The 24,901-nt window shown below is 34.2% G+C and carries 17 protein-coding genes, 3 tRNA genes and 3 rRNA genes; 2 read left to right on the top strand and 21 right to left on the bottom strand.

Features of this window, described 5'->3' with window-relative positions; all coding sequences use genetic code 11:
* Positions 1-494 precede the first annotated feature (494 nt).
* Positions 495-1,202, bottom strand: a complete 708-nt coding sequence (locus ACFWTK_RS08015) for a lysophospholipid acyltransferase family protein (protein WP_415875502.1) — start codon at positions 1,200-1,202, stop codon at positions 495-497.
* A gap of 190 nt (positions 1,203-1,392) precedes the next feature.
* Here ACFWTK_RS08015 and ACFWTK_RS08020 point away from each other — a divergent pair, with 190 nt between their 5' ends.
* Positions 1,393-2,256: a ComEC/Rec2 family competence protein gene (locus ACFWTK_RS08020; protein WP_415875503.1), complete on the top strand. Its 864-nt coding sequence runs from the start codon at positions 1,393-1,395 to the stop codon at positions 2,254-2,256.
* Between the two features lie 5 nt (positions 2,257-2,261).
* Entirely contained in the window at positions 2,262-3,020 is a 759-nt protein-coding gene (gene lgt, locus ACFWTK_RS08025; protein ID WP_415875504.1) for a prolipoprotein diacylglyceryl transferase, read from the top strand.
* Positions 3,021-3,119: 99 nt separating this feature from the next.
* Here lgt and ACFWTK_RS08030 read toward each other — a convergent pair whose 3' ends face one another.
* The 20 genes from ACFWTK_RS08030 to ACFWTK_RS08125 form a co-directional block, all read right to left on the bottom strand.
* The gene (locus ACFWTK_RS08030; protein WP_415875505.1) at positions 3,120-5,549 is read right to left on the bottom strand and encodes an ABC transporter substrate-binding protein; all 2,430 of its coding nucleotides are present in this window, start codon (positions 5,547-5,549) and stop codon (positions 3,120-3,122) included.
* Between the two features lie 205 nt (positions 5,550-5,754).
* A tRNA-Asn gene (locus ACFWTK_RS08035) sits at positions 5,755-5,829 on the bottom strand.
* Positions 5,830-5,835: 6 nt separating this feature from the next.
* Positions 5,836-5,952, bottom strand: a 5S ribosomal RNA gene (rrf, locus tag ACFWTK_RS08040).
* 184 nt (positions 5,953-6,136) lie between these two features.
* Positions 6,137-9,040 (bottom strand): 23S ribosomal RNA (locus tag ACFWTK_RS08045).
* A 137-nt stretch (positions 9,041-9,177) separates the two neighbouring features.
* Positions 9,178-9,254: transfer RNA gene (locus tag ACFWTK_RS08050), tRNA-Ile, on the bottom strand.
* Positions 9,255-9,257: 3 nt separating this feature from the next.
* Positions 9,258-9,333, bottom strand: a tRNA-Ala gene (locus ACFWTK_RS08055).
* A 136-nt stretch (positions 9,334-9,469) separates the two neighbouring features.
* Positions 9,470-10,981: ribosomal RNA gene (locus tag ACFWTK_RS08060) — 16S ribosomal RNA — on the bottom strand.
* Together the 16S, 23S and 5S rRNA genes with 3 tRNA genes alongside form the textbook arrangement of a ribosomal RNA operon.
* Positions 10,982-11,469: 488 nt before the next feature.
* Entirely contained in the window at positions 11,470-11,919 is a 450-nt protein-coding gene (locus tag ACFWTK_RS08065; protein ID WP_415875506.1) for a hypothetical protein, read from the bottom strand.
* A gap of 133 nt (positions 11,920-12,052) precedes the next feature.
* A complete protein-coding gene (locus ACFWTK_RS08070) occupies positions 12,053-12,913 on the bottom strand; it encodes an undecaprenyl-diphosphate phosphatase (RefSeq protein WP_415875507.1) in 861 nt (286 codons plus the stop codon).
* Positions 12,914-13,138: 225 nt separating this feature from the next.
* Positions 13,139-14,278, bottom strand: coding sequence for a transglutaminase domain-containing protein (locus ACFWTK_RS08075; protein ID WP_415875508.1), 1,140 nt, complete (start codon positions 14,276-14,278; stop codon positions 13,139-13,141).
* Between the two features lie 323 nt (positions 14,279-14,601).
* On the bottom strand, positions 14,602-15,597 hold the full coding sequence (locus tag ACFWTK_RS08080) for a LacI family DNA-binding transcriptional regulator (RefSeq protein WP_415875509.1): 996 nt from the start codon (positions 15,595-15,597) through the stop codon (positions 14,602-14,604).
* A gap of 149 nt (positions 15,598-15,746) precedes the next feature.
* On the bottom strand, positions 15,747-16,685 hold the full coding sequence (gene rbsB / locus ACFWTK_RS08085) for a ribose ABC transporter substrate-binding protein RbsB (protein WP_415875510.1): 939 nt from the start codon (positions 16,683-16,685) through the stop codon (positions 15,747-15,749).
* Positions 16,686-16,713: 28 nt separating this feature from the next.
* The gene (gene rbsC / locus ACFWTK_RS08090) at positions 16,714-17,643 is read right to left on the bottom strand and encodes a ribose ABC transporter permease (RefSeq protein ID WP_415875511.1); all 930 of its coding nucleotides are present in this window, start codon (positions 17,641-17,643) and stop codon (positions 16,714-16,716) included.
* Positions 17,644-17,679: 36 nt separating this feature from the next.
* Positions 17,680-19,185: a sugar ABC transporter ATP-binding protein gene (locus tag ACFWTK_RS08095; RefSeq protein ID WP_415875512.1), complete on the bottom strand. Its 1,506-nt coding sequence runs from the start codon at positions 19,183-19,185 to the stop codon at positions 17,680-17,682.
* Between the two features lie 11 nt (positions 19,186-19,196).
* The gene (gene rbsD, locus ACFWTK_RS08100; protein WP_415875513.1) at positions 19,197-19,592 is read right to left on the bottom strand and encodes a D-ribose pyranase; all 396 of its coding nucleotides are present in this window, start codon (positions 19,590-19,592) and stop codon (positions 19,197-19,199) included.
* A 2-nt stretch (positions 19,593-19,594) separates the two neighbouring features.
* Positions 19,595-20,524: a ribokinase gene (gene rbsK, locus ACFWTK_RS08105; RefSeq protein ID WP_415875514.1), complete on the bottom strand. Its 930-nt coding sequence runs from the start codon at positions 20,522-20,524 to the stop codon at positions 19,595-19,597.
* 128 nt (positions 20,525-20,652) lie between these two features.
* Positions 20,653-21,759 carry a GerAB/ArcD/ProY family transporter gene (locus ACFWTK_RS08110; protein ID WP_415875515.1) on the bottom strand — a complete coding sequence of 369 codons (1,107 nt, stop codon included), beginning with the start codon at positions 21,757-21,759 and terminating at the stop codon, positions 20,653-20,655.
* 32 nt (positions 21,760-21,791) lie between these two features.
* Positions 21,792-21,947: a hypothetical protein gene (locus tag ACFWTK_RS08115; RefSeq protein WP_156473377.1), complete on the bottom strand. Its 156-nt coding sequence runs from the start codon at positions 21,945-21,947 to the stop codon at positions 21,792-21,794.
* 66 nt (positions 21,948-22,013) lie between these two features.
* The gene (locus tag ACFWTK_RS08120; protein WP_415875516.1) at positions 22,014-23,195 is read right to left on the bottom strand and encodes a Ger(x)C family spore germination protein; all 1,182 of its coding nucleotides are present in this window, start codon (positions 23,193-23,195) and stop codon (positions 22,014-22,016) included.
* A 1-nt stretch (position 23,196) separates the two neighbouring features.
* Complete coding sequence (locus tag ACFWTK_RS08125; protein WP_415875518.1) at positions 23,197-24,837, bottom strand: spore germination protein; 1,641 nt, start codon at positions 24,835-24,837, stop codon at positions 23,197-23,199.
* Positions 24,838-24,901: the final 64 nt, after the last annotated feature.

Raw genomic sequence — 24,901 nt, forward strand, 5'->3', positions numbered from 1 at the left:
ACATAAGCTCCATTGTTTAGTGTTTCTGCTAATACTTGTGTTGGAATTACACTAAAAATAAAACAGCTTAGTAAAATCTGTGATATTAGTCTTTTGTAGTTACTCATTGGTTTCCTCCTTAGTTTAAAATATGAACTATTTATTAAAAGTATATAAAAAGTTCATAGGCTTTCTCAAGGAGTAATATATACCTTGTTAACCAGTATATATAAGTGTATCCTATTAGTTCCTTACCATACAAAAGATTAACCCTTAGCATAAGCCTGCACTTATGACTTTACAATAAAGAATGCCGAATTAAGCTTCGCTTAACTCGGCATTCTTAACTTCCTAAATTCTTTTTCCACTTTAAACTTTAATCTAACTCCCTAACTTCTAACCTTTTAACTTGTTTTCCTAACTTACCTTTCTACTTTCCGTTTTCCATTTTCCGTTTCTTTAACTCTCTAAACTTTTTCCACTTCTAAACTGCTCTTAAAGCTCCTCCACTGCATTTAAAGGTTCTTAACTATTTCCCTCTTAACTCTTTCCGCCAAGTCCTTTTGTTCTTCTGAGGTAAGTTTATCTAAGTATATAGGCTTTCCAACTGTTACTTTAATTTCTCCTTTTCTAAGCCATCCATTGTGCTCTTCAAATATTTTATAGCTTCCATCTATGGTAATTGGTACTATAGGTGCTTTGGCCTTAGTAGCCATTTTTAAGCTTCCCTTTTTAAACTCTCCTATGTTGTGTCCTTTGCTTCTTGTCCCTTCAGGAAAAATAACCATAGAGTATCCATTTTTTAAGTTTTCTGCACCTTGATTTATAGCCTTTAAAGACTCCCTAACATTGTCTCTATCTATAAATACACATCTAATATTTCTCATCCACCTCGAAATCATAGGTGTTTTCTCCATTTCCTTCTTCGCAATGAATCCCATAGGCTTATCAATAGAAGCTAATATTGCTAATATATCAAAATTGCCTTGATGATTTGACACAAAACAGCAGGCTTCCTTTGGCACATTCTCTAGTCCCTTTGCCTCTACTTTTACTCCTGCCTTTTTTAATACTTGTTTTGCCCAATAAAATACAGTCTCATGTAAGAACTTTTCTGCTTCTTCTTCTTTCCCTTGCTTCTTTAAATTGTGGTACTTGCGATCTAAGCTCAATGTACGTATTAAATTGAATACAATATATGTATATATACCTATTGATCTCATATTATTCCTTCCTTTCTTCAACTGTTTAAGCTTCTTCTATTATAGCTTTATAGAGGCATCAATTCAATAAATAGTTTATTCTTCCACTTACATAGGTTTATTTTTCTATAAAGTTGGCATCATTATATAGTATACATGTTATTTTTTATCAATATATAATTCAACTTTTATTAATACCTGAGGTAAATATATGAAAATCAATATAAAGTTTTTAAAATTTATACTAATTCCTTTATTCCTAATATCAATATTTTTTGCATATACCATATATAATTCTTCAATAAAAACTTCTTTGGTATTTCCATCAAAGGATAAACTTTTAGTTCATTTCATAGATGTGGACCAAGGTGATGCAATTTTAATTCAATTCAATGATAAAAATCTTTTAATTGATTCTGGTCCTGAAAATAAAAAAGCTTTATCCTATTTAAAAAGGCAAAAAATAAAGAAACTGGATTACGTCGTTGCCACTCATCCTCACGATGATCATATAGGCAGCATGAGCTCCATAATCAAGAACTTTAATGTAGGCAAATTCTACGCTCCAAAGGTTATAAGTAATACAGATGCATTTAAAGATATGGTTTCAACCTTAAATCAAAAGCAATTAAAAATATCTTCTATTACATCAGAAACTAAACTTTACCTAAACAAAGATCTATACTGCTATATAATACCTACTAATCTTAATTACGATAACTTAAACAACTACTCACTTATCATAAAAATTGTTTATGGAAATACTAGCTTTCTATTTTCAGGAGATGCAGAAGTCTTAAGAGAGGAAGAAATATTAAATAAAGGCTATAATATTAATGCTGACGTCATAAAGATAGGTCATCATGGCAGCAAATCTTCTACTTCTCAAAAATATTTGGATGAAGTTAATCCTAAAGTAGCTATTATCAGCTGCGGAAAAGGAAATGACTATGGCCATCCTCATAAAGAAACTTTGCTTAAATTAAAAGAAAAAGGTATAATTACATTTAGGACCGACGTACATAAAACAGTGATCTTAGAAAGCGATGGAAATAAAATTGTAAAAAGGAAGTGATATTAATGGATCCAGTAGCATTTACACTATTTGGTCTTCCAATTCGTTGGTATGGAATTTTAATAAGCATAGGTATTATGGTAGCCTATTTTATTGGCTCAAAACAAAGTAAAATTCATGATGTGGATTTTGATAAGGTAACTGATATATTTATAGTTGCACTGCCAGTATCTATATTATGTGCAAGATTATATTATGTAATGTTTGAATGGCCTTATTATAGTGCAAACCCTTCTGAAATATTAAATATTCGTGGGGGAGGCCTAGCAATTCATGGAGGCATTCTAGGTGCTATTATAAGTGGCTATATAATGTCTAGGATAAAAAAAGTAGATTTTTTAAGCTTACTAGATACAATCGCTCCATCTTTTATAATAGCTCAAGCTATCGGCCGCTGGGGAAACTTTTTCAATCAAGAAGCTCACGGTGGAGTAGTATCTCAGGAGTTTATATCATATTTTCCTAACTTTATACAAAAGGGAATGTTTATTGAAGGCGCTTACTATCATCCTACTTTTTTATATGAATCCATATGGAATGTAATTGTATTTATAATACTTATGATTTTAAGTAGAAAACATTTAAATAAAGGCTCTATCTTCTATCTATATATTATTTTGTATTCTTTAGGAAGGTTCTTTATAGAAGGATTAAGAACAGATAGTTTAATGCTTGGCCCTTTAAGAATGGCACAAGTAATAAGTATAATTTTTATATTAGTAGGGATTATCTTACTTATTAGATCAAATAAAAAGAGCTCTTAGCTTAAGATTTAGTTTCTATATCCTCTTAAGTTTAAAACTCTTCACCTAGATAAAATAATCATAAGATAGAATTTTAAAAAAGTAGCAGAAATTTTTCTGCTACTCTTTCCATATATCCCAAAGCTTTATTTGATTTAAAGCATGAACCTTTAAGCCTTTTACATTCTTTTGAAAGGCATAAGAAACACATATATTTGATATCAAAATCCAAGGAGAATCATCAATTATTTCTTTTTCTAGATTGTTTATAAGATCCCTATATTTGTATGGGTTCTTTGTCTTCTTACACTCATTCAAATATTTCATTAACGAAGATTTATTATACTTCCCTCTATTAGAAGCATTATTGATATCAATTAGAGGTTCAATAAAATTATCTGCAGTACCTGAATCTCCAAGCCATCCGTATATAAATAAATCACATTCCTTAAGATTAGCCTCTTCATAGTAACTCTTACTTTCTATTTCTACAATATTTAAATTCACTCCTATTTCCTTAAAGTTTTCCTTAACTATTTGTGCAATCTTGCCTTGGAATGGTGATTTTTTTATAATATTCATGGTTAAACTGCTGCCCTTCACTCCACTTTTATACATGATCTCTTTTGCCTTTGATATGTTCCTTTTACAATCTGAATCTCTGCGGTTTTCTAGTAAACTTGAAGGTATAGCCCCTTTAGCTTCTGTTTCAAGCCCTCCAAAAGCCTCCTTTATAATTCTTTCTTTATCAACACATAAATTTAGTGCTTGTCTACAATATCTATTTGAAATAATATCATTTCTACTTCTAAAATTAAAAGATATAAATCTCATTCCTATACATTCTGTTTTATGTATATCATATCCCATATCCTTTATTTTATCTATATTTGAGCCATTTACTGCAATATAATCTAACTCACCATTTATAAACTTTTCAGTGTCATCTTCCATATCAATAAATATTTCTATAGTATCTATTAAAGCTTCCCCTAAAGGATAACCTTCCATTTTCTCAAATATAATTTTTTTATCATCCTTACTAACAAACTTATATGGGCCTGCTCCTACAGGACTTTCATTAACACTATGTATACATTCCTTAGGTAGTATAGAACAAGAACAATGTGCCAAGTTGTTTATAAAAGAGCTATATGGATACTTTAAGATTATTTTAAGATTATAATCATTTATTACGCGGATTCCCGATACCCCTCTAGCATTTCCTTCATAGAATTCATCTGCTCCTTGAATCATTTCCAAGAACCATCTATTAGGAGAGTCTAATTCCCTACTTAACAGCCTTTCAAAAGAAAATTTAATATCTTCTGCAATAATATTTCTCCCGTTATGAAACTTCATGCCTTTTCTAATATTAAAATTCCATGTTAAGTTATCACTTTCCAAATGCCAGTTTTTAGCTATTCCGCTTATAACCTCAGTCCCTGTTCCGAATTGTACTAATCCTAAGTTTATTGGAAAGACTATGTTGGATGTACTTATATCTGTAGCATTAGCAGGGTCTAGGACATTAGAGAAAGGGGAACTCATTGTAAACTTGCTTTTAGCCATTTCTTTTAAAGTTTTATCTATACAAGCCAACTGATTTAAGTTTACTATAGTATCTTTTAGACTTATAAGCGAAGCCTTCTGCCTATCAGCATTTACTGATATATTTTCGTTAAAAGCCTCTACTTTTTCTGAAGCCTGCACCATTTCATCTATTACTGAAATCATATATTGGTTTTTTTCACTTTGTTCTTTAACAAAATTATTTATTTCATTCGAAATTTCTTTTGTTTTTTCTACAGACTTCATCATATTATCAATAGATGCTTCTGCTTCTTTAGCTACCTTATTGCTTGCTCCTACTTTTTCTACACCTTTAACTATAACTTCAAGAGTATTCTGAATAACAGCTGTTATTTCATTTATAATATTGTCGATTTCTCCTGCTGAAGATGAACTATTTTCAGCTAACTTCTTAACTTCTCCTGCTACTATTGAAAATCCTCTTCCAGCCTCGCCTGCACGAGCTGCCTCAATGTTGGCATTTAATGATAACAAATGAGTTGTCTTTGCTATACCTTTTATAGTATCTACAATGCCTTTTATTTCCTTTGCTCTATCTGATAAAGCCTTAATTACATCTTCCATGCTTTCAACAGTGCTTTGAACATCATCAATGCTATTTATCATTTGTTGCACCGATTCTTGACTTACTACTGCCTTTTTTAAGGTATCTTCTATAACAAGTATGGTTTCATCTACCCCTGAATTGACTTCTTCTGAAAAAACTCCTATATCAGTGGCTACTTGTACAGTTTTCTCTAAATATTCATTATGTTTTTCAATCTCAATATTAATATTTTTTACATTTTCTAGCAAATGAGCCGTAACATCTATAGCTTCTTCAGCCTCTCTTGCTATCTTGTTTGCCATAATACTTTGATACTTTCCTTTGTTTATTACATTTGATGGTTTTGAAGCTTGTACCTCATTTTGCATATCTTCAATAGTTTCTAGCTTTTTTCTCCTAATAAACCCCATATTTAGGCCCCCTAATTTATGCTTTCCTTAGTTTAATATATTTGTATTTACTTTTTATAGTATATTAAATTTATTAAAACTTCAACAAAATTAACATAATAAGTCAAAAAATCCATGACATTCATTTTCTTGAGCTAAAAAAATAAAGCCAATAATTAATATTATTAGCTTTATTACAATACGTTATTTTTCAAAAAATAAAAAATGGCTCCGCGAAAAGGATTCGAACCTTCAACCTATCGGTTAACAGCCGAGTGCTCCACCGTTGAGCTATCGCGGAACATTTACCTGGCGGCGACCTACTCTTCCACACCGTCTCCAGTGCAGTACCATCGGCGCTTTGAAGCTTAACCTTCGTGTTCGGTATGGGAACGGGTGTTACCTTCAAGCCATAACCACCAGATTTTTTGGGGCCTGAGTTATAAATTAGGCATCTAGATATTATTCCTTATACCTATGTTTAAACTTAGCCTTACTTTTAATCCCTAGTCTCTATTCGCTAATCCCTATCATTTTAGAGATTAGTGAATAGCTATTAGCGATTCTCTTTGAGAGTTATTCTCTCAAAATTGCACAGTGTACTTTATTTGATCAAGTCCTCGATCTATTAGTATCAGTCAGCTGAGTACATTACTGCACTTACACCTCTGACCTATCAACCTGGTAGTCTTCCAGGGATCTTACTAGTTAAACTATGGGAAATCTAATCTTGAGGTGGGCTTCACGCTTAGATGCTTTCAGCGTTTATCCCTTCCCGACATAGCTACCCAGCTGTGCTCCTGGCGGAACAACTGGTGCACCAGAGGTCAGTCCATCCCGGTCCTCTCGTACTAAGGACAGCTCCTCTCAAATTTCCTACGCCCACGGCGGATAGGGACCGAACTGTCTCACGACGTTCTGAACCCAGCTCGCGTGCCGCTTTAATGGGCGAACAGCCCAACCCTTGGGACCGACTACAGCCCCAGGATGCGACGAGCCGACATCGAGGTGCCAAACCTCCCCGTCGATGTGGACTCTTGGGGGAGATCAGCCTGTTATCCCCGAGGTAGCTTTTATCCGTTGAGCGATGGCCCTTCCATACAGAACCACCGGATCACTAAGCCCGACTTTCGTCCCTGCTCCACCTGTATGTGTCGCAGTCAGGCTCCCTTCTGCCTTTGCACTCTACGCGCGATTTCCGACCGCGCTGAGGGAACCTTTGGGCGCCTCCGTTACCTTTTAGGAGGCGACCGCCCCAGTCAAACTGCCCACCTAACAATGTCCTGTGACCAGATTCATGGCCTCCAGTTAGAATTCCAGTACTGTCAGGGTGGTATCCCAAGGGCGACTCCATAGAGACTGACGTCCCTACTTCTAAGTCTCCCACCTATCCTGTACAGACAATACCGAAATTCAATGCTAAGCTACAGTAAAGCTCTACGGGGTCTTTCCGTCCAACCGCGGGTAGCAAGCATCTTCACTTGCACTACAATTTCACCGGATTTGCTGCCGAGACAGTGCCCAAATCATTACGCCATTCGTGCGGGTCGGAACTTACCCGACAAGGAATTTCGCTACCTTAGGACCGTTATAGTTACGGCCGCCGTTTACTGGGGCTTAAGTTCATAGCTTCGCTTGTGCTAACTATTCCCCTTAACCTTCCAGCACCGGGCAGGCGTCAGCCCCTATACATCAGCTTACGCTTTAGCAGAGACCTGTGTTTTTGATAAACAGTTGCTTGGGCCTTGTCACTGCGGCCTGCTCTCGCAGGCACCCCTTCTCGCGAACTTACGGGGTCAATTTGCCGAGTTCCTTAGCAGCAATTCTTCCGACGGCCTTAGGATTCTCTCCTCATCTACCTGTGTCGGTTTGCGGTACGGGCACCACTTTGCTCCATAGAGACTTTTCTTGGCAGCATGGAATCAGATACTTCGCCAAAATAGGCTCCCCATAACACCTCAGACTTCGCGTTGAGCGGATTTGCCTGCTCAACATCCTAAGTGCTTAGACGCACATCCAATAGTGCGCACATCCTATCCTTCTGCGTCATCCCATTTGTCAAACGCATTATGGTGGTACTGGAATATCAACCAGTTGTCCATCACCTACGCTTTTCAGCCTCGGCTTAGGTCCCGACTAACCCTGGGAGGACGAGCCTTCCCCAGGAAACCTTAGATATTCGGCCAACAGGATTCTCACCTGTTTCTCGCTACTTATGCCAGCATTCTCACTTCTATACTGTCCACCGCTCCTTACGGTACAGCTTCAACCTGTATAGAAAGCTCCTCTACCACGTGTCTTACGACACATCCATAGCTTCGGTGGTAAGTTTTAGCCCCGGACATCTTCGGCGCAGGATCTCTCGACTAGTGAGCTATTACGCACTCTTTAAATGAGTGGCTGCTTCTAAGCCAACATCCTAGTTGTCTTAGAAATCCCACATCCTTTACCACTTAACTTACACTTTGGGACCTTAGCTGATGGTCTGGGCTCTTTCCCTTTTGACCACGGATCTTATCATTCGCAGTCTGACTGCCGGGGTACAAGTATATGGCATTCGGAGTTTGATAGGGTTCAGTAACTGTTGTCAGCCCCTAGCCCATTCAGTGCTCTACCTCCACTACTTAATTACCCGACGCTAGCCCTAAAGCTATTTCGAGGAGAACCAGCTATCTCCGAGTTCGATTGGAATTTCTCCGCTATCCACAGCTCATCCCATGGTTTTTCAACACCAACGTGGTTCGGACCTCCACGAAATTTTACTTTCGCTTCATCCTGGCCATGGATAGGTCACCCGGTTTCGGGTCTACGATATGCAACTAGTTGCCCTATTCAGACTCGGTTTCCCTTCGGCTCCGCACTAGAGGTGCTTAACCTTGCTGCATATCGTAACTCGCTGGCCCGTTCTACAAAAAGTACGCGGTCACACATAAAAGTGCTCCCACCGATTGTAGGCACACGGTTTCAGGTTCTATTTCACTCCCCTCCCGGGGTTCTTTTCACCTTTCCCTCACGGTACTGCTTCACTATCGGTCACTAGGTAGTATTTAGCCTTGGGAGATGGTCCTCCCTGCTTCCCACAAGGTTTCACGTGTCTCGTGGTACTCTGGAGTAGATCTGCTTCTCTTTTCTTTTTGCCTACAGGGTTATTACCTTCTGTGACTGAACTTTCCAGTTCTATTCGGCTAAGAAAATCGAAGATTTATGATCTATCCTCAACCCCAGAAACAAAGTTCCTGGTTTGGGCTCTTCCCCGTTCGCTCGCCGCTACTTAGGGAATCGATTTTTCTTTCTCTTCCTCTGGGTACTTAGATGTTTCAGTTCCCCAGGTGTACCTCTATATGCCTATGTATTCAGCATATAGTACTCAGCGTTAGCTAAGTGGGTTTCCCCATTCGGAAATCTGCGGATCACAGATTATTTGCATCTACCCGCAGCTTATCGCAGCTTATCACGTCCTTCATCGGCTCCTAGTGCCAGGGCATCCACCGTGCGCCCTTTTTAACTTGATCGTTATTCATATATTTTCATTCTTGGCTACTTAATGTTGTTTTGCTTTCGCAAAACTTTAAGTTTAATCAGCTTTACTTCTCATTGAAGTATTCTAGGTTTAATCTTCATATACACTGTGCAATTTTCAAAGAACAATTGGTGGGTCTAAATGGACTCGAACCATCGACCTCACGCTTATCAGGCGTGCGCTCTAACCAGCTGAGCTATAGACCCTAATGGTGGAGATAAAGAGATTCGAACTCTTGACCCCCTGCGTGCAAGGCAGGTGCTCTCCCAGCTGAGCTATACCCCCACATTCCATCAACAACCGACAATACCATTATGTAAAGCCCGTTATTGATTTCATATTTGTTTTGAGAGTTGGTCTCTCAAAATTAAACAGAATTAAGTATCCAGTCTATGAAAGCTTTGCTTTCATTTCTCCCTAGAAAGGAGGTGATCCAGCCGCAGGTTCTCCTACGGCTACCTTGTTACGACTTCACCCCAATCACCAATCCCACCTTCGGCCGCTGGCTCCATAAAGGTTACCTCACGGACTTCGGGTGTTACCGGCTCTCATGGTGTGACGGGCGGTGTGTACAAGACCCGGGAACGTATTCACCGCGACATGCTGATTCGCGATTACTAGCAACTCCAACTTCATGTAGGCGAGTTTCAGCCTACAATCCGAACTGGGACCGGCTTTTGAGTTTAGCTCCCCCTCACGGGATTGCATCTTGTTGTACCGGCCATTGTAGCACGTGTGTAGCCCTAGACATAAGGGGCATGATGATTTGACGTCATCCCCACCTTCCTCCACGTTAACCGCGGCAGTCTCGTTAGAGTGCTCAACTTAATGGTAGCAACTAACAATAAGGGTTGCGCTCGTTGCGGGACTTAACCCAACATCTCACGACACGAGCTGACGACAACCATGCACCACCTGTCTTCCTGCCCCGAAGGGCTTCCTCCGTTACGAGTAATTCAGGAGATGTCAAGTCTAGGTAAGGTTCTTCGCGTTGCTTCGAATTAAACCACATGCTCCGCTGCTTGTGCGGGTCCCCGTCAATTCCTTTGAGTTTTAATCTTGCGACCGTACTCCCCAGGCGGAATACTTATTGCGTTTGCTGCGGCACCGAAGGTGGTACCCTCCGACACCTAGTATTCATCGTTTACGGCGTGGACTACCAGGGTATCTAATCCTGTTTGCTCCCCACGCTTTCGTATCTCAGCGTCAGTTATGGTCCAGAAAGCCGCCTTCGCCACTGGTGTTCTTCCTAATCTCTACGCATTTCACCGCTACACTAGGAATTCCACTTTCCTCTCCCACACTCTAGATATCCAGTATCAAATGCAGCGCCCAGGTTAAGCCCGGGAATTTCACATCTGACTTAAATATCCGCCTACATACTCTTTACGCCCAGTAAATCCGGACAACGCTTGCCACCTACGTATTACCGCGGCTGCTGGCACGTAGTTAGCCGTGGCTTCCTCCTTAGGTACCGTCATTATCGTCCCTAAAGACAGAGCTTTACAATCCGAAGACCTTCATCGCTCACGCGGCGTTGCTGCGTCAGGGTTTCCCCCATTGCGCAATATTCCCCACTGCTGCCTCCCGTAGGAGTCTGGACCGTGTCTCAGTTCCAATGTGGCCGATCACCCTCTCAGGTCGGCTACGCATCGTCGCCTTGGTGAGCCCTTACCTCACCAACTAGCTAATGCGCCGCGGGCCCATCTTAGTGCGGATTACTCCTTTGATTATTCTATCATGCGGTAGAATAATGTTATGCGGTATTAATCTCCCTTTCGGGAGGCTATCCCCCTCACTAAGGCAGGTTGCCCACGTGTTACTCACCCGTCCGCCGCTAGAATCCCTCCCGAAGGAGTTCTTCTCGCTCGACTTGCATGTGTTAGGCACGCCGCCAGCGTTCGTCCTGAGCCAGGATCAAACTCTCAATTTAAAAGATTACTAGAAATCTTCGATTTCGTGTAAGCTTTTACTCCTCAGCTCTGCTGAGTGAGTTTCCTTAGCTCTACTCATAAGTTATTGACTGGCATTTATTTACCTTAATTCTGTTTAATTTTCAAAGACCAAATTCTTCACTTTATCATCATTATCTGACAACTCTTTTAGTATATCATATTCCGATTTACTTGTCAACGTTTTTCAATTTCTAATCTTTAGCTACCAATTTCTATTATATAGTGATTAGCCTCTATAATAGTGATTGTGCTTGTCATCTCTTGCGACAACGATATATATATTATCAAAATATCTTTGTTTATTTTCTAAGATACTACTAATTTATTTAAATTATCGCCATAAAAAACTAAAATATTTCATATTACTCTTTTTTTCTTATATTGACACTTGTGGATGCGTTGAAGATATTTTTCTATAAATTGTATTAGAAATTCATATAAATTACCTCTTAACAATATATGGCTTTTATAGATTAAAATATTCTTCTATTTCTTCTGAAACTTTTTCATCATAATTATTCATAAATCTTTCTATGCCTTCATGAGGTTCTACATAAAATCCTTCTTCTTCACATAACATATCCATTTCAAATAGTTTCTTAGCTGCATTTCCGCTGAATAAAACCTCCCACTCTTCACGAGTCAAGAACTCTGAATAATGTTCGTACTCATCTTCTTCTAAAACTGTATCATATTCATTATCATAAAACATAACTAATTCACTGCTATTGTTTGTTACGACTACCTTTTCAACTCTGGCAACTGCAGGTCCATTTAATTCATCTGTTACTGTAAATAACATAAGTTCTCCATTATCCTTAAAAAGCTTACAGCATTGAATTTTCCATAATCCTGTATCATTTTTTATCCATTTCCTATTATTTATAATATCTTCTATTTTCTTATTCCAATCCATTTTTAGCACCCTTTCTAAAAATTATATTTAAAAAATAAACAAAGTTATATACCTTTATTGTTACCAATAATAAAAAAATAATTATAAAAAAAAACGGATCCTTTCGAATCCGCTTGCTTTTGTATCTATAGCATTATAGGACATTTAAAAGTATCAATCCTAATAGAACAATCCCTATAAATATTCTATATATAGCAAATACCCTCATAGGTCTCTTTTGTAAAAAAGAAATGAATTTATCAACAACAATAAGAGCAACCACAAAAGATACTACAAACCCGACTACAAGAGCAACAATCTGCATATAATGCAAAGCCAGTATATTGATCTTCACAAGTTTTATTATAGATACTCCAATCATTACAGGTAGTGCTAAAAAGAATGAAAACTCGGCAGCAGCAACAGTGGATAAGCCAGCTATCCAAGCGCCTATTATAGTTGATGCTGATCTTGACATTCCAGGCCACATAGCTAAACATTGAAAAGCTCCTATAATAAATGCTTGTTTTACATTTACATCATCAATACTTTTTGTAGTAAATTTCCCTCTGTATTTTTTTTCCGCATACAACATCCATATAGCTCCTACTAATAAGGCTGCTGTTACAGTCACTGGATTAAATAATTTTTCTTCGATAATGTCATCTAATCCTAATCCAACTCCTAAAAAAGCAGCTGGTATACATGCTATACATACATTAAACCAAAATTTAAATCCTGATTTAGGTTTTTTAGGAGAAAAGTTTTTAAAAGTACTTTTTATTTTATTCCAATAAAGCACCACTATAGCTAATATAGCTCCTAATTGAATTATCATAGTGAACGCATCTATGTACTGCTTAGTATATAGTTCTTTAGGGAGTATACCTTCCTTAAACCCAATAAGATGTCCTACAATAATCATATGTCCTGTGGAGGATACCGGCAAAAACTCTGTAATTCCTTCCACAATACCTATGATTATCGCTTTAAATATAAATATTAAATTCTCCACAAACTTCCACACTCGCTTCCATATTTTTATTAGTATACATTTCGATTCATTTAGAATTATACTATTTTAAAAAAGTCTTTGTCCACTAATTTTAAGTTAGCCTTAATATTGAGACTTTAGCTAGCAAAATCATATTATTAAATTTATTTATTATTATTAAATTTATTTATTATTATTAAATTTATTTATTATAATTCAGTATTTCTAATGTATACGTGTATAACTCTACTCTATAAACTCAAAGACTACTTCTCTTATAGTGCTCTTTCCATCCTTAGATAATTTGATGCTAGTTGTACCTTCTTTTATTCCTACCTCAAAATATGTGTTTTGCAGCTTAAAAGGTTCATTATTAATACTTATGTAATATTTATTAATCATAGTACTATCTTGAAATGTCGCTCCATAAATTTCCATCTTGATGTTTGGGTCATGCTTCGTTGTATTCTTTTTTGAAAATATGAGAGTTGGTATTTCGTCTTTCTTAACCTTATTCAAATCATATTTAGGAGACATTTTAAATAAGTTCTTGTTATCAGTGTATATAATAGGTCTTTTTATACTATTTTCATTTAAAAAATTTTTATTTTCTTTATTATCTTTTATAAAACATAAATATGAATTGCTATTTTTTACACTATAAATACTATTATCTATTTTTATAACGTAATTACTAAAATACTTTTTCACCTTATCTATGTATCCTTCGTATTCTTCACTATCTTTTATACCTATTACTTTTACGTTATCCAATCCTCTTTCTATAACCTCTATTGCGCTTAAAGGTATATTATTATACTCCATATATGTTCCTCTAGTTACATCTATCATTATCCATTTATTATAAGCATTACTCCAGACTTCACAGATTATCATACTTTCTTCCTTTCTTGCAGAACTGTCTGGATCAAAACTTAATTCACCTACTCTTGACATAATTCCTGATGCAATTGCAAATTCGTTAAATACAGTGCAAATTTCTCTACTTGAATATGAACTCTTATCTTCTTTTGACAATATATCAGATGCCTCTTCTTCTGAATACTCTATCTTTTCATTATGACTCATGTTGTCTTTATTAGGCATGTTTTTATTTATCCAATCCAATAATTTTAGGCTTTTATGAAAATCATCTTTACCACCTTCAGTTATTTTTTTTAAATTATACTTTTCACTCAACTGTTTTAATAATTGTTTATTTGTACTTCCATAGTATAATCTTATATTATCACCTTTATAAAAGTTATTCCATTTTACTACTTTAAATCCTTTGTTATTGTTCATACCTTTAAATTTAAAAACGGTAATGGCTATCAATGCAATTATTATCCATATTAAAACAACAGTACTTCTTTTTCTTTTCATCTTCAATCTCCTATCTAATACTTTTTTATTAATAAAAAACTACTATATTATACAATATCGTAGTTTTTTGTTAAATAGTTAATATGGATTTATATCTTTTATGTGATAATTTACATATTTTGTATTATATTCCATTTTAAATGTGATTAAACTTATTACTACACCATATTGATCCGTATGGGCAATTAGCTTTTATAGTGCTGTGATTGTATAGCATATATATTGAATTTGTAACAACATTATTTAATGATTTATATTACCAATTGATAATACAAATTATTAATCATGGAAATCAATGCTGCTGATTGCCATGATTAACATAATCAAGTTGTTCCTCTTATAATTAGTTCTGGATTAAAATATGTCTTGCTATTAACTATCTTGCCATTTATTATATCTATCAACAATTCACAAGCCTTCCTTCCCATATCATATATAGGCTGAGCCACAGTAGTTAGCTCAGGCTCCGTAAAATTAGATATGTTTATATTATCAAATCCAACTACACTTACATCCTCTGGAACTTTAAACCCTTTTCTTAATAGAACCTTAAGTCCTCCTAAAGCCATTATATCATTGCTGTAAAATATGGAATCTATATATTTATTATCAGATAGAATTTTTTCGGTAATTTTCATACCTCCTTCAATAGTAAAGTCACTTTCAAATATTAAACTTTCACAATATATATTATGATTGCTCATAGCTTCCTTATATCCTTCTATTCTTTGTTTTGAAACATCTAAGTCTTTGTTTCCTGTTACAAAAGCTACTTTTTTCCTTCCCTTGCTTATTAAATATTCTATTCCTTTAATTACTCCTTGTTTATTTAAGCAGTACACACCACAATAATTATCCTCATCCTCAACATCTCTATCTACTAATACAAATGGAATATTATTGCTGTGCAAAATCTTTAAAGGTTCACTACTTTTTCCACCCGTTATAAATATAACACCATCTACTAGCTTACTTATAAGAAGCTTTGTATAATTTATCTCCTTGCTTATATCATTATCTGTATTACAAAATATAACATTATAACTTAATTTGCTAGCCGCATCCTCTATTGCTCTTGCTATTTCTGAGAAGAAAGGGTTAATTATATCTGGCAAAATAATTCCTATAGTTTCAGACCTATTAGTACTTAAACTTCTTGCTATACCATTAGGTATGTAGTTTAATTCTTCAGCTATTTTCAATATCCTATCTTTGGTTGCACTACTTATACTATTATCTTTCTTATTTAGCACCATAGAAACCGTAGCTTTAGATACACCTGCTTTTATAGCAATATCCTTCATAGTAACCTTCTTCATTGATTATAATTCCTCCGAATCCACATATGAACTAAACTTTATGTTATTTATTAATCATAGCATTATTTATATAAAATATAAATTATAGTAAACCCATAAATTATATAAACAAATAAAGCGCCGATGAAATCGGCGCCTATTTGCTTATCTTATTTTTTAGTTATAAGTTGAAGTTCTACTGGAATTTGTTTTTCTACAGTTTCACCTTTTGCAACTTTAGCTGCGTTTTCTACAGCTGTGCTTCCCATTAAAGATGGTTGTTGAGCTACAGTTGCAGTCATATCGCCTTTTTGTACAGCATCCTTAGCGTCGTCATTTCCGTCAAAACCTATAACCATAACATTTTTATTTGCTGTTTTTATAGCTTTAACTGCTCCTAATGCCATTTCATCATTATGAGCAAATACAACATCAAATTGTGGTTGAGCTTGAATTACGTTTTCCATTACTGTTAAACCTTTAGTTCTATCAAAATCAGCAGCTTGGCTTGCAACAACTTTTACATTAGTTTGTTTATCAATTATATTATGGAATCCTTGACCTCTTTCTCTTGCAGCTGATGTTCCAGGAGTTCCTTGTAATTCAACTACCTTTATATCACTTTTATCTTTTAGCTGTTCAAGAATATAATTAGCTGCCATTTCTCCACCTTTTACATTGTCTGATGCTATGTGGGATACAACTTCTCCTCCATTTGATTGTCTGTCTACTGTTATAACAGGTATATTAGCATCATTAGCTATTTGAATTGAGTTAGCAACTGCATCACTGTCTGTTGGATTAACTATTAGCACTGAAACCCCTTGTTGTACTAAATCTTCTACATTAGATCTTTCTTTTGCAGGGTCATTTTGTGAATCTAATACTATCAAATCATAACCCATTTCTTTAGCCTTAGCCTGAGCTCCTTCTTGCATTGAAACGAAGAAAGGATTGTTTAAGGTTGATATAACCATACCCACTTTATTTCCAGCACTTTTTTGTCCTTCTTCGCCACCTTGATTATTTTGTTGTCCACATCCTGCGAGTCCTAAAACTAGTACTCCTGCTGCTAAAACAGACATGATTTTTTTAATGTTTTTTCTCATAATGTTTTCCTCCTTTTTACCTTTAATTTTATTTATTTTTTTTATCTATTAATACAGCTAAAAGAATTACTATACCTTTAACTATTGCTTGATAATATGGAGATACATTTAGTAAATTTAATCCGTTATTTAATACTCCAATGATCAAAGCACCTATTATAGTTCCTATTACACTTCCTTCTCCTCCTGAAAGACTAGTTCCTCCAAGAACTACTGCTGCAATAGCATCTAATTCATAACCTGATCCTGCTGTAGCTGAAGCTGATCCTATTCTACTTGTAACTATTATTCCACTAATAGCTGCTGTTATTCCAGATATAACGTATACTAAAGTCTTTATTTTATCTGTATTTATACCTGATAGCCTTGCTGAATCCTCATTTCCACCTAATGCGAACACATATCTTCCATATCTTGTTTCGCTTAATACATAGAATGCTGCTAAAAATACTATTAATGTAATTAGCACAGGGAATGGAATTCCAAGTATGTCCTTATTTCCTATAGTACCAAAAGCTTTACCTAATCCAGATACAGGAGTACCATTTGTATAAACCTGAGTTGCTCCTCTAAATATAGTCATAGTAGCTAAAGTTACTATAAATGCTTGAATCTTACCTTTTGCAACAAAAACTCCATTGATTAACCCAACTAAAGCTCCTATAACTAGTGCTGCCACTACAGCTACAAACACATTACCATTGTTTTTTACTAAAGTAGCTGCAACTGCTCCACTTATAGCAAGAGTGGAACCTACTGATAGGTCTATGCCTCCAGTTAAAATTACAAAGGTCATTCCTACAGCAATAACAGCATTAACAGAAACTTGTGTAAGAACATTTCTTATGTTGGATACGGCTAAGAATCTTGGAGACAAAATAGCCATTATAATACATAAAATGACAAATCCAAATAAAGTCTTATATTTCATTAAAAACTTTTTAAAATTATTATTCATAATTTCTTCTCCTTTTCCTGTATATTTCAATTTTGTTTAGTTGTGAACTCCTACTGCATACTTCATAATTTTCTCTTGATTTGCTTCATCATGAGATAAAATTCCACTAACCTTTCCTTCGTGCATAACCATTATTCTATCACTTACTCCCATAACCTCTGGCAAGTCTGATGAAATCATTATTATAGCTTTTCCTGATGCCTTTAATTCATTTAGAACTTCATAAATTTCTTTTTTTGCTCCTACATCTATTCCTTTTGTAGGTTCATCTATTATCAATACCTTTGGAGATATCATAATCCATTTTGCAAGTATAGCTTTCTGTTGATTTCCTCCACTTAAATTCTTCATAAGCTGCTCTGGATATGGAGTTTTTACTGAAAGCTTCTTGATATATTCTTCTACATCCTTTCTTTCCTTCTTTTTATCTATTTTCTTTAATCCACCTTCATATTTTTTTAGATTAGAAATGGTCATATTCTCTCCTACTGACATTCCAAGTATCAAACCTTCCCTTTTCCTATCCTCTGATAAATAGCATATTCCATTCTCTATGCCATCCTTTGGTGAGGAGACTTTTACCTTTTTCCCATCTATATAAATTTCTCCAGCATCTTTTTTATATTCTCCAAAAATGACTTTAGCAAGTTCAGTTCTTCCTGAACCCATAAGCCCTGCTACTCCTAATATTTCTCCTGCATTGACCTCAAAAGTTACATCATTTACTTTATTCTTATACTTAATGTTTTCAGCTCTTAATATAACATCTCCAACTTTTTCTCTTCTATATGGAAATTGCTCTTCAAGCTTTCTTCCAACCATCATTGCTATTAAATCATCATTGGATACTTCGCTAGTTTTAGCATCTCCAACGTATTGTCCATCTCTAAGAACTGTAACCCTATCACATATTGTAAAAATCTCTTCCATTCTATGTGATATATAAATTACAGCTATGCCCTTTTGTTTAAGTTTCTCTATAACTTCAAAAAGTTTTTTAGTTTCTACTTCTGTTAAGGCTGTAGTAGGTTCATCCATTATTATTATCTTTGAATTCTTAGTTAGAGCTTTTGCAATTTCAATCATCTGCATTTCTCCAACGCTTACATCTTTGACTAAAGTGTCTGGATCTACTTTTGAGCCTATTTGTTCTAGAAATGCCTTACTTCTTTCTCTTAAAACAGATTTATCAATTCTTCTTGAAAATTTGCTAAACTTTTCATTTCCTAAAAATATATTTTGTCCTACTGTTAAGTTGGGAAGCACACTTAACTCCTGATGTATTATTGAGACACCTAATTTTTCAGCTTCCTTTATATTAGTAGGCTCTACTTCTTCTCCTTCTATGAAAATCTTTCCAGAATCCTTTCTATATACTCCGCTTAATATTTTCATAAGTGTAGACTTACCTGCTCCATTTTCTCCAAGTAAGGCTAGAACTTCTCCTCCATAAGCTTTAATATTTACTCCATCCAAGGCTTTTACTCCTGGAAAAGACTTTGTTATGCCTTGCATCTCTAACATAGGCTTTTTATCTTTCATTTTATCCCTCCTTAAAACACAACTCCTGATTTGAGTATTACATTAGCATAAGGAGTTTGTTCTCCTGTCCTTATTACAGCTTTGCAATTTTTTAACTCCTCTTTTAATTCTTCATGCGAAATAAATGTTATTTTAACTTCTCCAACTTCCTTTTTTATTGCTTCAAACATTTTTGGACTAAATTCTTTAGTCTCACTTGCCAAAATAACTTCTTCCACTTGTTGTTCTAATAAAACAGCTTTAAGAGTATCTATAAAACTTGGAATTCCCTTTACTAAAGCTAGATCTATTCTTCTTGTTTCTTTAGGAATTGGAAGTCCGCAATCTCCAATAGCTAAGGTATCCTTATGTCCCATTCTGGATATAACTTCAGATATGTCACTGTTTAATAATGGTGTCTTCTTCATTTTTATTCCTCCCCATACACCTTTTTAACTTCTTCTAAGCTTGGAATTGAAGGCTGTGCTCCTTCTCTTTGAACAGTTATAGATGATACTTTATTTCCAAACAATACAGCATTCTTAACATTTTCAAAAGAAATATTCTTAATATCTAATTTACTTGCTAATCCACCTATGAAACTATCTCCAGCTGCAGTTGTATCTATTGCTTTAACCTTAAAAGCAGGTATTATTTCTGCATTTTCATTATTTATTAAAGCAGCTCCTTTTGAACCTAGAGTTATAATCACATACTTAACTCCCTTTTCTAAAAGCTTCTTTGCTGCAGTTTTAGCATTCTCTAAATCCAAAACTTCTATACCTGTAAGCTCAAAAGCCTCAGTTTCGTTTGGTATTATAATATCGGTATATTTTAATAGTTCATCTGGAACTTCTTTTGCAGGAGCTGGATTTAAAATCGTTACTCTATTGCTCTTTTTTGCTATTTTAAAACCTTCTATAATAGCCTCCATAGGAACTTCAAATTGTGAAATTATAACTTCACTCTTTTCTATAGCCTCTGAAGATTTATTTATTTCTTCCTTGCTTATAGCCATATTTGCTCCAGATGCTACTATTATTGAATTGTTTGCAGATTCATCTACAGTTATTATAGCTGTACCTGTAGCTTCATTATTATCCTTAAATACATAATCTACATTGATGTTATCCTTTACAAGTTCCTTAATCAAAACCTCTCCATTTCCATCCATGCCCACTTTGGAAACCATGTAAACCTTTGCACCCATACGTGAACAGGCTACAGCTTGATTTGCTCCCTTTCCTCCAGGAATATTTTTCAAACTGTCAGCAAACATAGTTTCTCCAAGCTTAACCATTCTTTTAACATTTAAGACTACATCCATATTCATACTGCCAATAACGCAGATATTATTCATTTTAAGCCCTCCTATTACAAACCTCATGATTTATTTAATCGGTTTACTTAATCGGTTAAATATATAATAAAGTAAATTTACTTATTTGTCAACTATAAATTTAACCGTTTTCATAATCTTCTTCACATTTAATTTTTATTTCCATCAATTCCATAATTTTTTCTTCTTCTAATCTTTAGCTCTGATACTAGTAATATAATTATTGGTATCAAAACTTGAAAAGGGAAAGAATAATGCGGCCATATTTCAGCATTCCACTCTGCCATATATAAAGTGTTTTCATATAGCATTAGAGATACTGCTAACATTAATAAAGATGTAGCTGTAGCTATACTTTTATAATCTTTAATATTAAATATTTTGCTAATACCTTTGCAAGAAGCAAATAAACATGCACTTACTTCAGCAAAACTCTCTACAGCTAATTTTAATGAAATTAAAGTTTCTACTCTTTGTATGGTCTCTCCTACTTTTATTCTTCGAACAGCAATAAAAGTAGGAAAATACATATCACGATGTTCCTCACCTATAAGCATAAGATTTATGCCTATGACATTGATTAAAACTATTACTATAGCAAATAACATTCCCACAATAAAAACTTTATATATAGAAACATCTTTTTTTAAAGAATCAAATATAGTCATAAACACTATGATTTCTCCTATTGGAAATGTTATAAATGAATATACAGAACTTATAGTAGGCTTAAATCCTTTATAAAAATTAAGAAATATGTATGCTTCATCAGAACCATTTAATATCAGAAAAAATCCTAAAAACATAGCTATTGCAGTAATTCCAATTATGAGTATTCCTGCCCATTTTCCAAAACTTTCAGTTCCCTGTCTTACCATATATGAAATTATAATTTGAAATGCAACTCCTGTTATTATGATTGGAGTTCTGTTTAAACTTGTTAATCTTATGTATTCTATAAAGTTTCTTAATACTATAGCTCCCAGATGTAAAAAAAACAGAGTATACAATATTGTGGCAATCCTCCCAATGCCTTTTCCAAATACTATTTCTAATATACTATATAAATCTTCTCCTTTAAAATTTGTCATTATTCTAGAATAAGCAAGGAGTAATGGTATTGAAATTATAAATGATATAATTATTATGAACCACATATCACTACCAGCAAGTATATTAGTTATAAACACAGCTCCCCATATATATAGAGATATTAAGGCAATTCCTTCATATTGAGAAATACCTTTATCATTCATTTATACCACTCCTCTATATTTTTAATCTCATTTCAAATTATCATTCTCACTATTTTTTCAATAGCTTTAGCTGGACTTGGAACACTTATATCTAAAATAACCAATATAATCACTATTAAAGATACAGCATACATTACCATAGAAACTATTACAGATTTTATACATCTATTTTTTAAAAGAAAACTCATATCTATAAAAATTACTAATAAGTAAATAAATACCACTAGCCATATACTACATATACTAACCATAATTTATTCCCGTACCTTTATAGATTTGTTATATAGGCCACTGCCTTTTATTTGAACATTTACTTCTATTTTTGTTTCTAATTCTTTTAACATTTTATCCCAACTACTTTTTAATTCTTTCCACATATCAGGATTCTGCTGTTTCATCTTTAATCCAAGTCCTAATATATCGCAACTATATCCTTTATATGCTTTAGCTATAGCTTCTTCTATTCTTTTCTTAACTTTATCTTCTGCAGCTTCTTCTAAAATGCTTATCCCTTCCTTACTAAGATATTCAATTTCACTCTCTACCAAATCTTGAACGTCTAAATCCATATTTATATTGCATTGAGCTAATAATTTATTATTGTCAACAATGGGCTTTACCTTGCTTCTTATTTTTAAAGTTTCAAAGCTGATTCTACGCCTTCCATTGCTTTCTTCAGAGAGAGGATCATCTACTTCTACAACCATAGGAGCAAATATACTTTTTTCTTTTAAAAACATTATGCTTTGAGCTTCATACTCATTTAAATATCCAATTACTTTATCTTTTTTAAATAGTGCAGCTCCTCCAAGCACAATATTTGCATTTCCCTCTTCTTTTTCTATTCTTATTGTAGGCAGCATAGGGCAAACTCCTTCCTTTTCAAGCTCTTCTGCAAAGTTGTAAAAATGCACTAAAGGAAATTTAGCCACAAGTTTTCCATTTTTAAATGCATCTTCTATATCAAAAGATAGAACTCTTCTTTCTCCTTGAGATTCTTCTAACTTTCTATAAAATATTTCTCTTGCAGTTTTTTCCTGAGAAACAATTAAATAGATATCTTCTCTTAACTCTTCATTTCTAAATACTACATCTATAACTGGAATCATTCCTTCCTCTGCTATTTCTTTGCTTACAATTATTACTTTTGTATGATTCCAATAAGCTCTTCTTCCTTTTTCTAATATTATGTTTCTTATAGCATCAAATATAGTCTTTCCTTTTGAAGTAAGTATATAAGGAGTATTTGAAGTACCTTTCGGAGTTGGCATTGCAAATTCGACTGTTAACATATAATCACCATTTTCATCCTTATCAAGGGCATAGCCAGCTACAATCTCTAAACTATCTAACTCTCTATAATTCCAACATCCAGAAAGGGTCAAGCTTATGCTTAAAGTTAAAATAAGAGATAAAAGCTTTTTTAATATCTCCATTTTATCCTCTCTTTCTACTTTTTTTGCTGTATTGCCGTACTCTATCTTCTGTAATAAACTTATCTCTTAAATTAAGCTTCCACCAAGGTAACCTTATACACGTATCTTTCATATTTCTTAACTTTACAGCCCCTATGTTTAACATGTATGGAATTCCAAAGGACTTCATAGATACTAATCTTGTAAGCAATAGTATTAATCCAAATATATAACCATAAATACCTAGCATGGAAGTAAAAAGAAGAAGTACAGCTCTCATAGTAATGGTAGAACCTTTAATATTAGGTATAAGTAATCCTGTAATGCCTGTTGCAGCTGTAATTATGACCACAGGAGCGCTTACAATTCTAGCATCTACAGCTGCCTGCCCTAATACCAGTGCGCCAACAATGCTCACAGCTTCACCTACATGACTTGGAAGCCTAATTCCTGCTTCACGTATAACATCAAATGTAAATAATAACAAAACTAGCTCTAATAAACTTGGAAACGGAGTACCTTGTTCTGCCTGCTTTATACTTAATAAAAGTTTTGTAGGTATTAATTCTTGATGAAAGTTTACAGCAGCTATATAAATAGATGGTAGACTTATGGATGCAAAAAAGCCTAATATTCTAATCAATCTATTAAAAGAAGAAAATATGTAACCTTCATAATAATCTTCATTAACTTGAAAGTATTCAATGAATATATGAGGAATTGTTAATACCATTGGACTTCCATCACAAAATATTGCAATTCTTCCATCTAAAAGCTTTCTAGCTATCACATCTGGTCTTTCTGTAACTCCTACAGTACTAAAAGTAGTTATGGATTTGCCACTTATTAATTCCTCTATTTCCTCTGTAGAAAATACTCCATCTGTATTTATATCATCTAATTTCTTTTCGACTTCTTCAACAATTTCATCCTTAGCCATACCTTCAACATAAACTATGCATATATCAGTTTTAGATCTCACACCTATCTTCTTAAATTTAAACTTTAACCTAGACGTTCTCACTCTTCTTCTTATCATAGAAAGATTCATTCTTAGTGATTCTGTAAAACCTTCTCTTGGTCCTCTTACTATTCTTTCACCTTGAGGCTCTGTTACAGCTCTTGTATTCCATCCTTTTGTATCTATTATTAAAGCTTTATTGCTTCCTTCAGATAAAAGTATTGTATCTCCATAGGTCACAGAATCTATAATTTTGTCTATATCACTTGTAACTCTTACAGAATTTGAATCTATAACCTGATTCATTAGGTAATTTGGCATATCATTAGAATCAATATCCTTATCTAGCGAAGAATTTATTATAGGATGAACTACATTTTTATTTACAATCAGGTTATCTATCATTCCATCTACAAAGAATATGCAAAACTTCGCATCACTTTTTTTATTTTGAAAAACTCTAAACACTATGGAATCATCATCGTTAAATATTACAGTATTAAATAAATCTATATTTTCTTGAAGTGATTTTGTAAGCTTAAAACTTTCTGTTTCATTCTCTATTTGTTCAGCAGTTCTGTTTTTAGGATATTTCTTTTTCTCCTCTTTATCTTTTAAATTCTTATTAGATTCCTTATCTTTACTCAAAGTTTTGTTAGCTGAATCTTCACTAGAAGAGTTTTTTTTGCTTTCTTCAGCCATACACTCACTTCCTTATTAGCATTCTTTTATATATAAAACTATACCTAAAATTATTTTTTACAAA

The sequence above is a fragment of the Clostridium sp. genome (assembly GCF_047777555.1).
GTDB lineage: Bacteria > Bacillota > Clostridia > Clostridiales > Clostridiaceae > Clostridium_H.

Bases quoted from the DNA above. Each gene is read 5' to 3' on its own strand.
- ACFWTK_RS08075 (WP_415875508.1), bottom strand. From the start codon at position 14,278: ATGAAAAGAAAAAGAAGTACTGTTGTTTTAATATGGATAATAATTGCA.
- ACFWTK_RS08020 (WP_415875503.1), top strand. From the start codon at position 1,393: ATGAAAATCAATATAAAGTTTTTAAAATTTATACTAATTCCTTTATTC.
- ACFWTK_RS08080 (WP_415875509.1), bottom strand. From the start codon at position 15,597: ATGAAGAAGGTTACTATGAAGGATATTGCTATAAAAGCAGGTGTATCT.
- ACFWTK_RS08115 (WP_156473377.1), bottom strand. From the start codon at position 21,947: ATGAGTTTTCTTTTAAAAAATAGATGTATAAAATCTGTAATAGTTTCT.
- rbsK (WP_415875514.1), bottom strand. From the start codon at position 20,524: ATGAATAATATCTGCGTTATTGGCAGTATGAATATGGATGTAGTCTTA.
- ACFWTK_RS08095 (WP_415875512.1), bottom strand. From the start codon at position 19,185: ATGAAAGATAAAAAGCCTATGTTAGAGATGCAAGGCATAACAAAGTCT.
- rbsC (WP_415875511.1), bottom strand. From the start codon at position 17,643: ATGAATAATAATTTTAAAAAGTTTTTAATGAAATATAAGACTTTATTT.
- ACFWTK_RS08065 (WP_415875506.1), bottom strand. From the start codon at position 11,919: ATGGATTGGAATAAGAAAATAGAAGATATTATAAATAATAGGAAATGG.
- rbsB (WP_415875510.1), bottom strand. From the start codon at position 16,685: ATGAGAAAAAACATTAAAAAAATCATGTCTGTTTTAGCAGCAGGAGTA.
- ACFWTK_RS08125 (WP_415875518.1), bottom strand. From the start codon at position 24,837: ATGGCTGAAGAAAGCAAAAAAAACTCTTCTAGTGAAGATTCAGCTAAC.
- ACFWTK_RS08110 (WP_415875515.1), bottom strand. From the start codon at position 21,759: ATGAATGATAAAGGTATTTCTCAATATGAAGGAATTGCCTTAATATCT.
- rbsD (WP_415875513.1), bottom strand. From the start codon at position 19,592: ATGAAGAAGACACCATTATTAAACAGTGACATATCTGAAGTTATATCC.
- ACFWTK_RS08015 (WP_415875502.1), bottom strand. From the start codon at position 1,202: ATGAGATCAATAGGTATATATACATATATTGTATTCAATTTAATACGT.
- lgt (WP_415875504.1), top strand. From the start codon at position 2,262: ATGGATCCAGTAGCATTTACACTATTTGGTCTTCCAATTCGTTGGTAT.
- ACFWTK_RS08030 (WP_415875505.1), bottom strand. From the start codon at position 5,549: ATGGGGTTTATTAGGAGAAAAAAGCTAGAAACTATTGAAGATATGCAA.
- ACFWTK_RS08120 (WP_415875516.1), bottom strand. From the start codon at position 23,195: ATGGAGATATTAAAAAAGCTTTTATCTCTTATTTTAACTTTAAGCATA.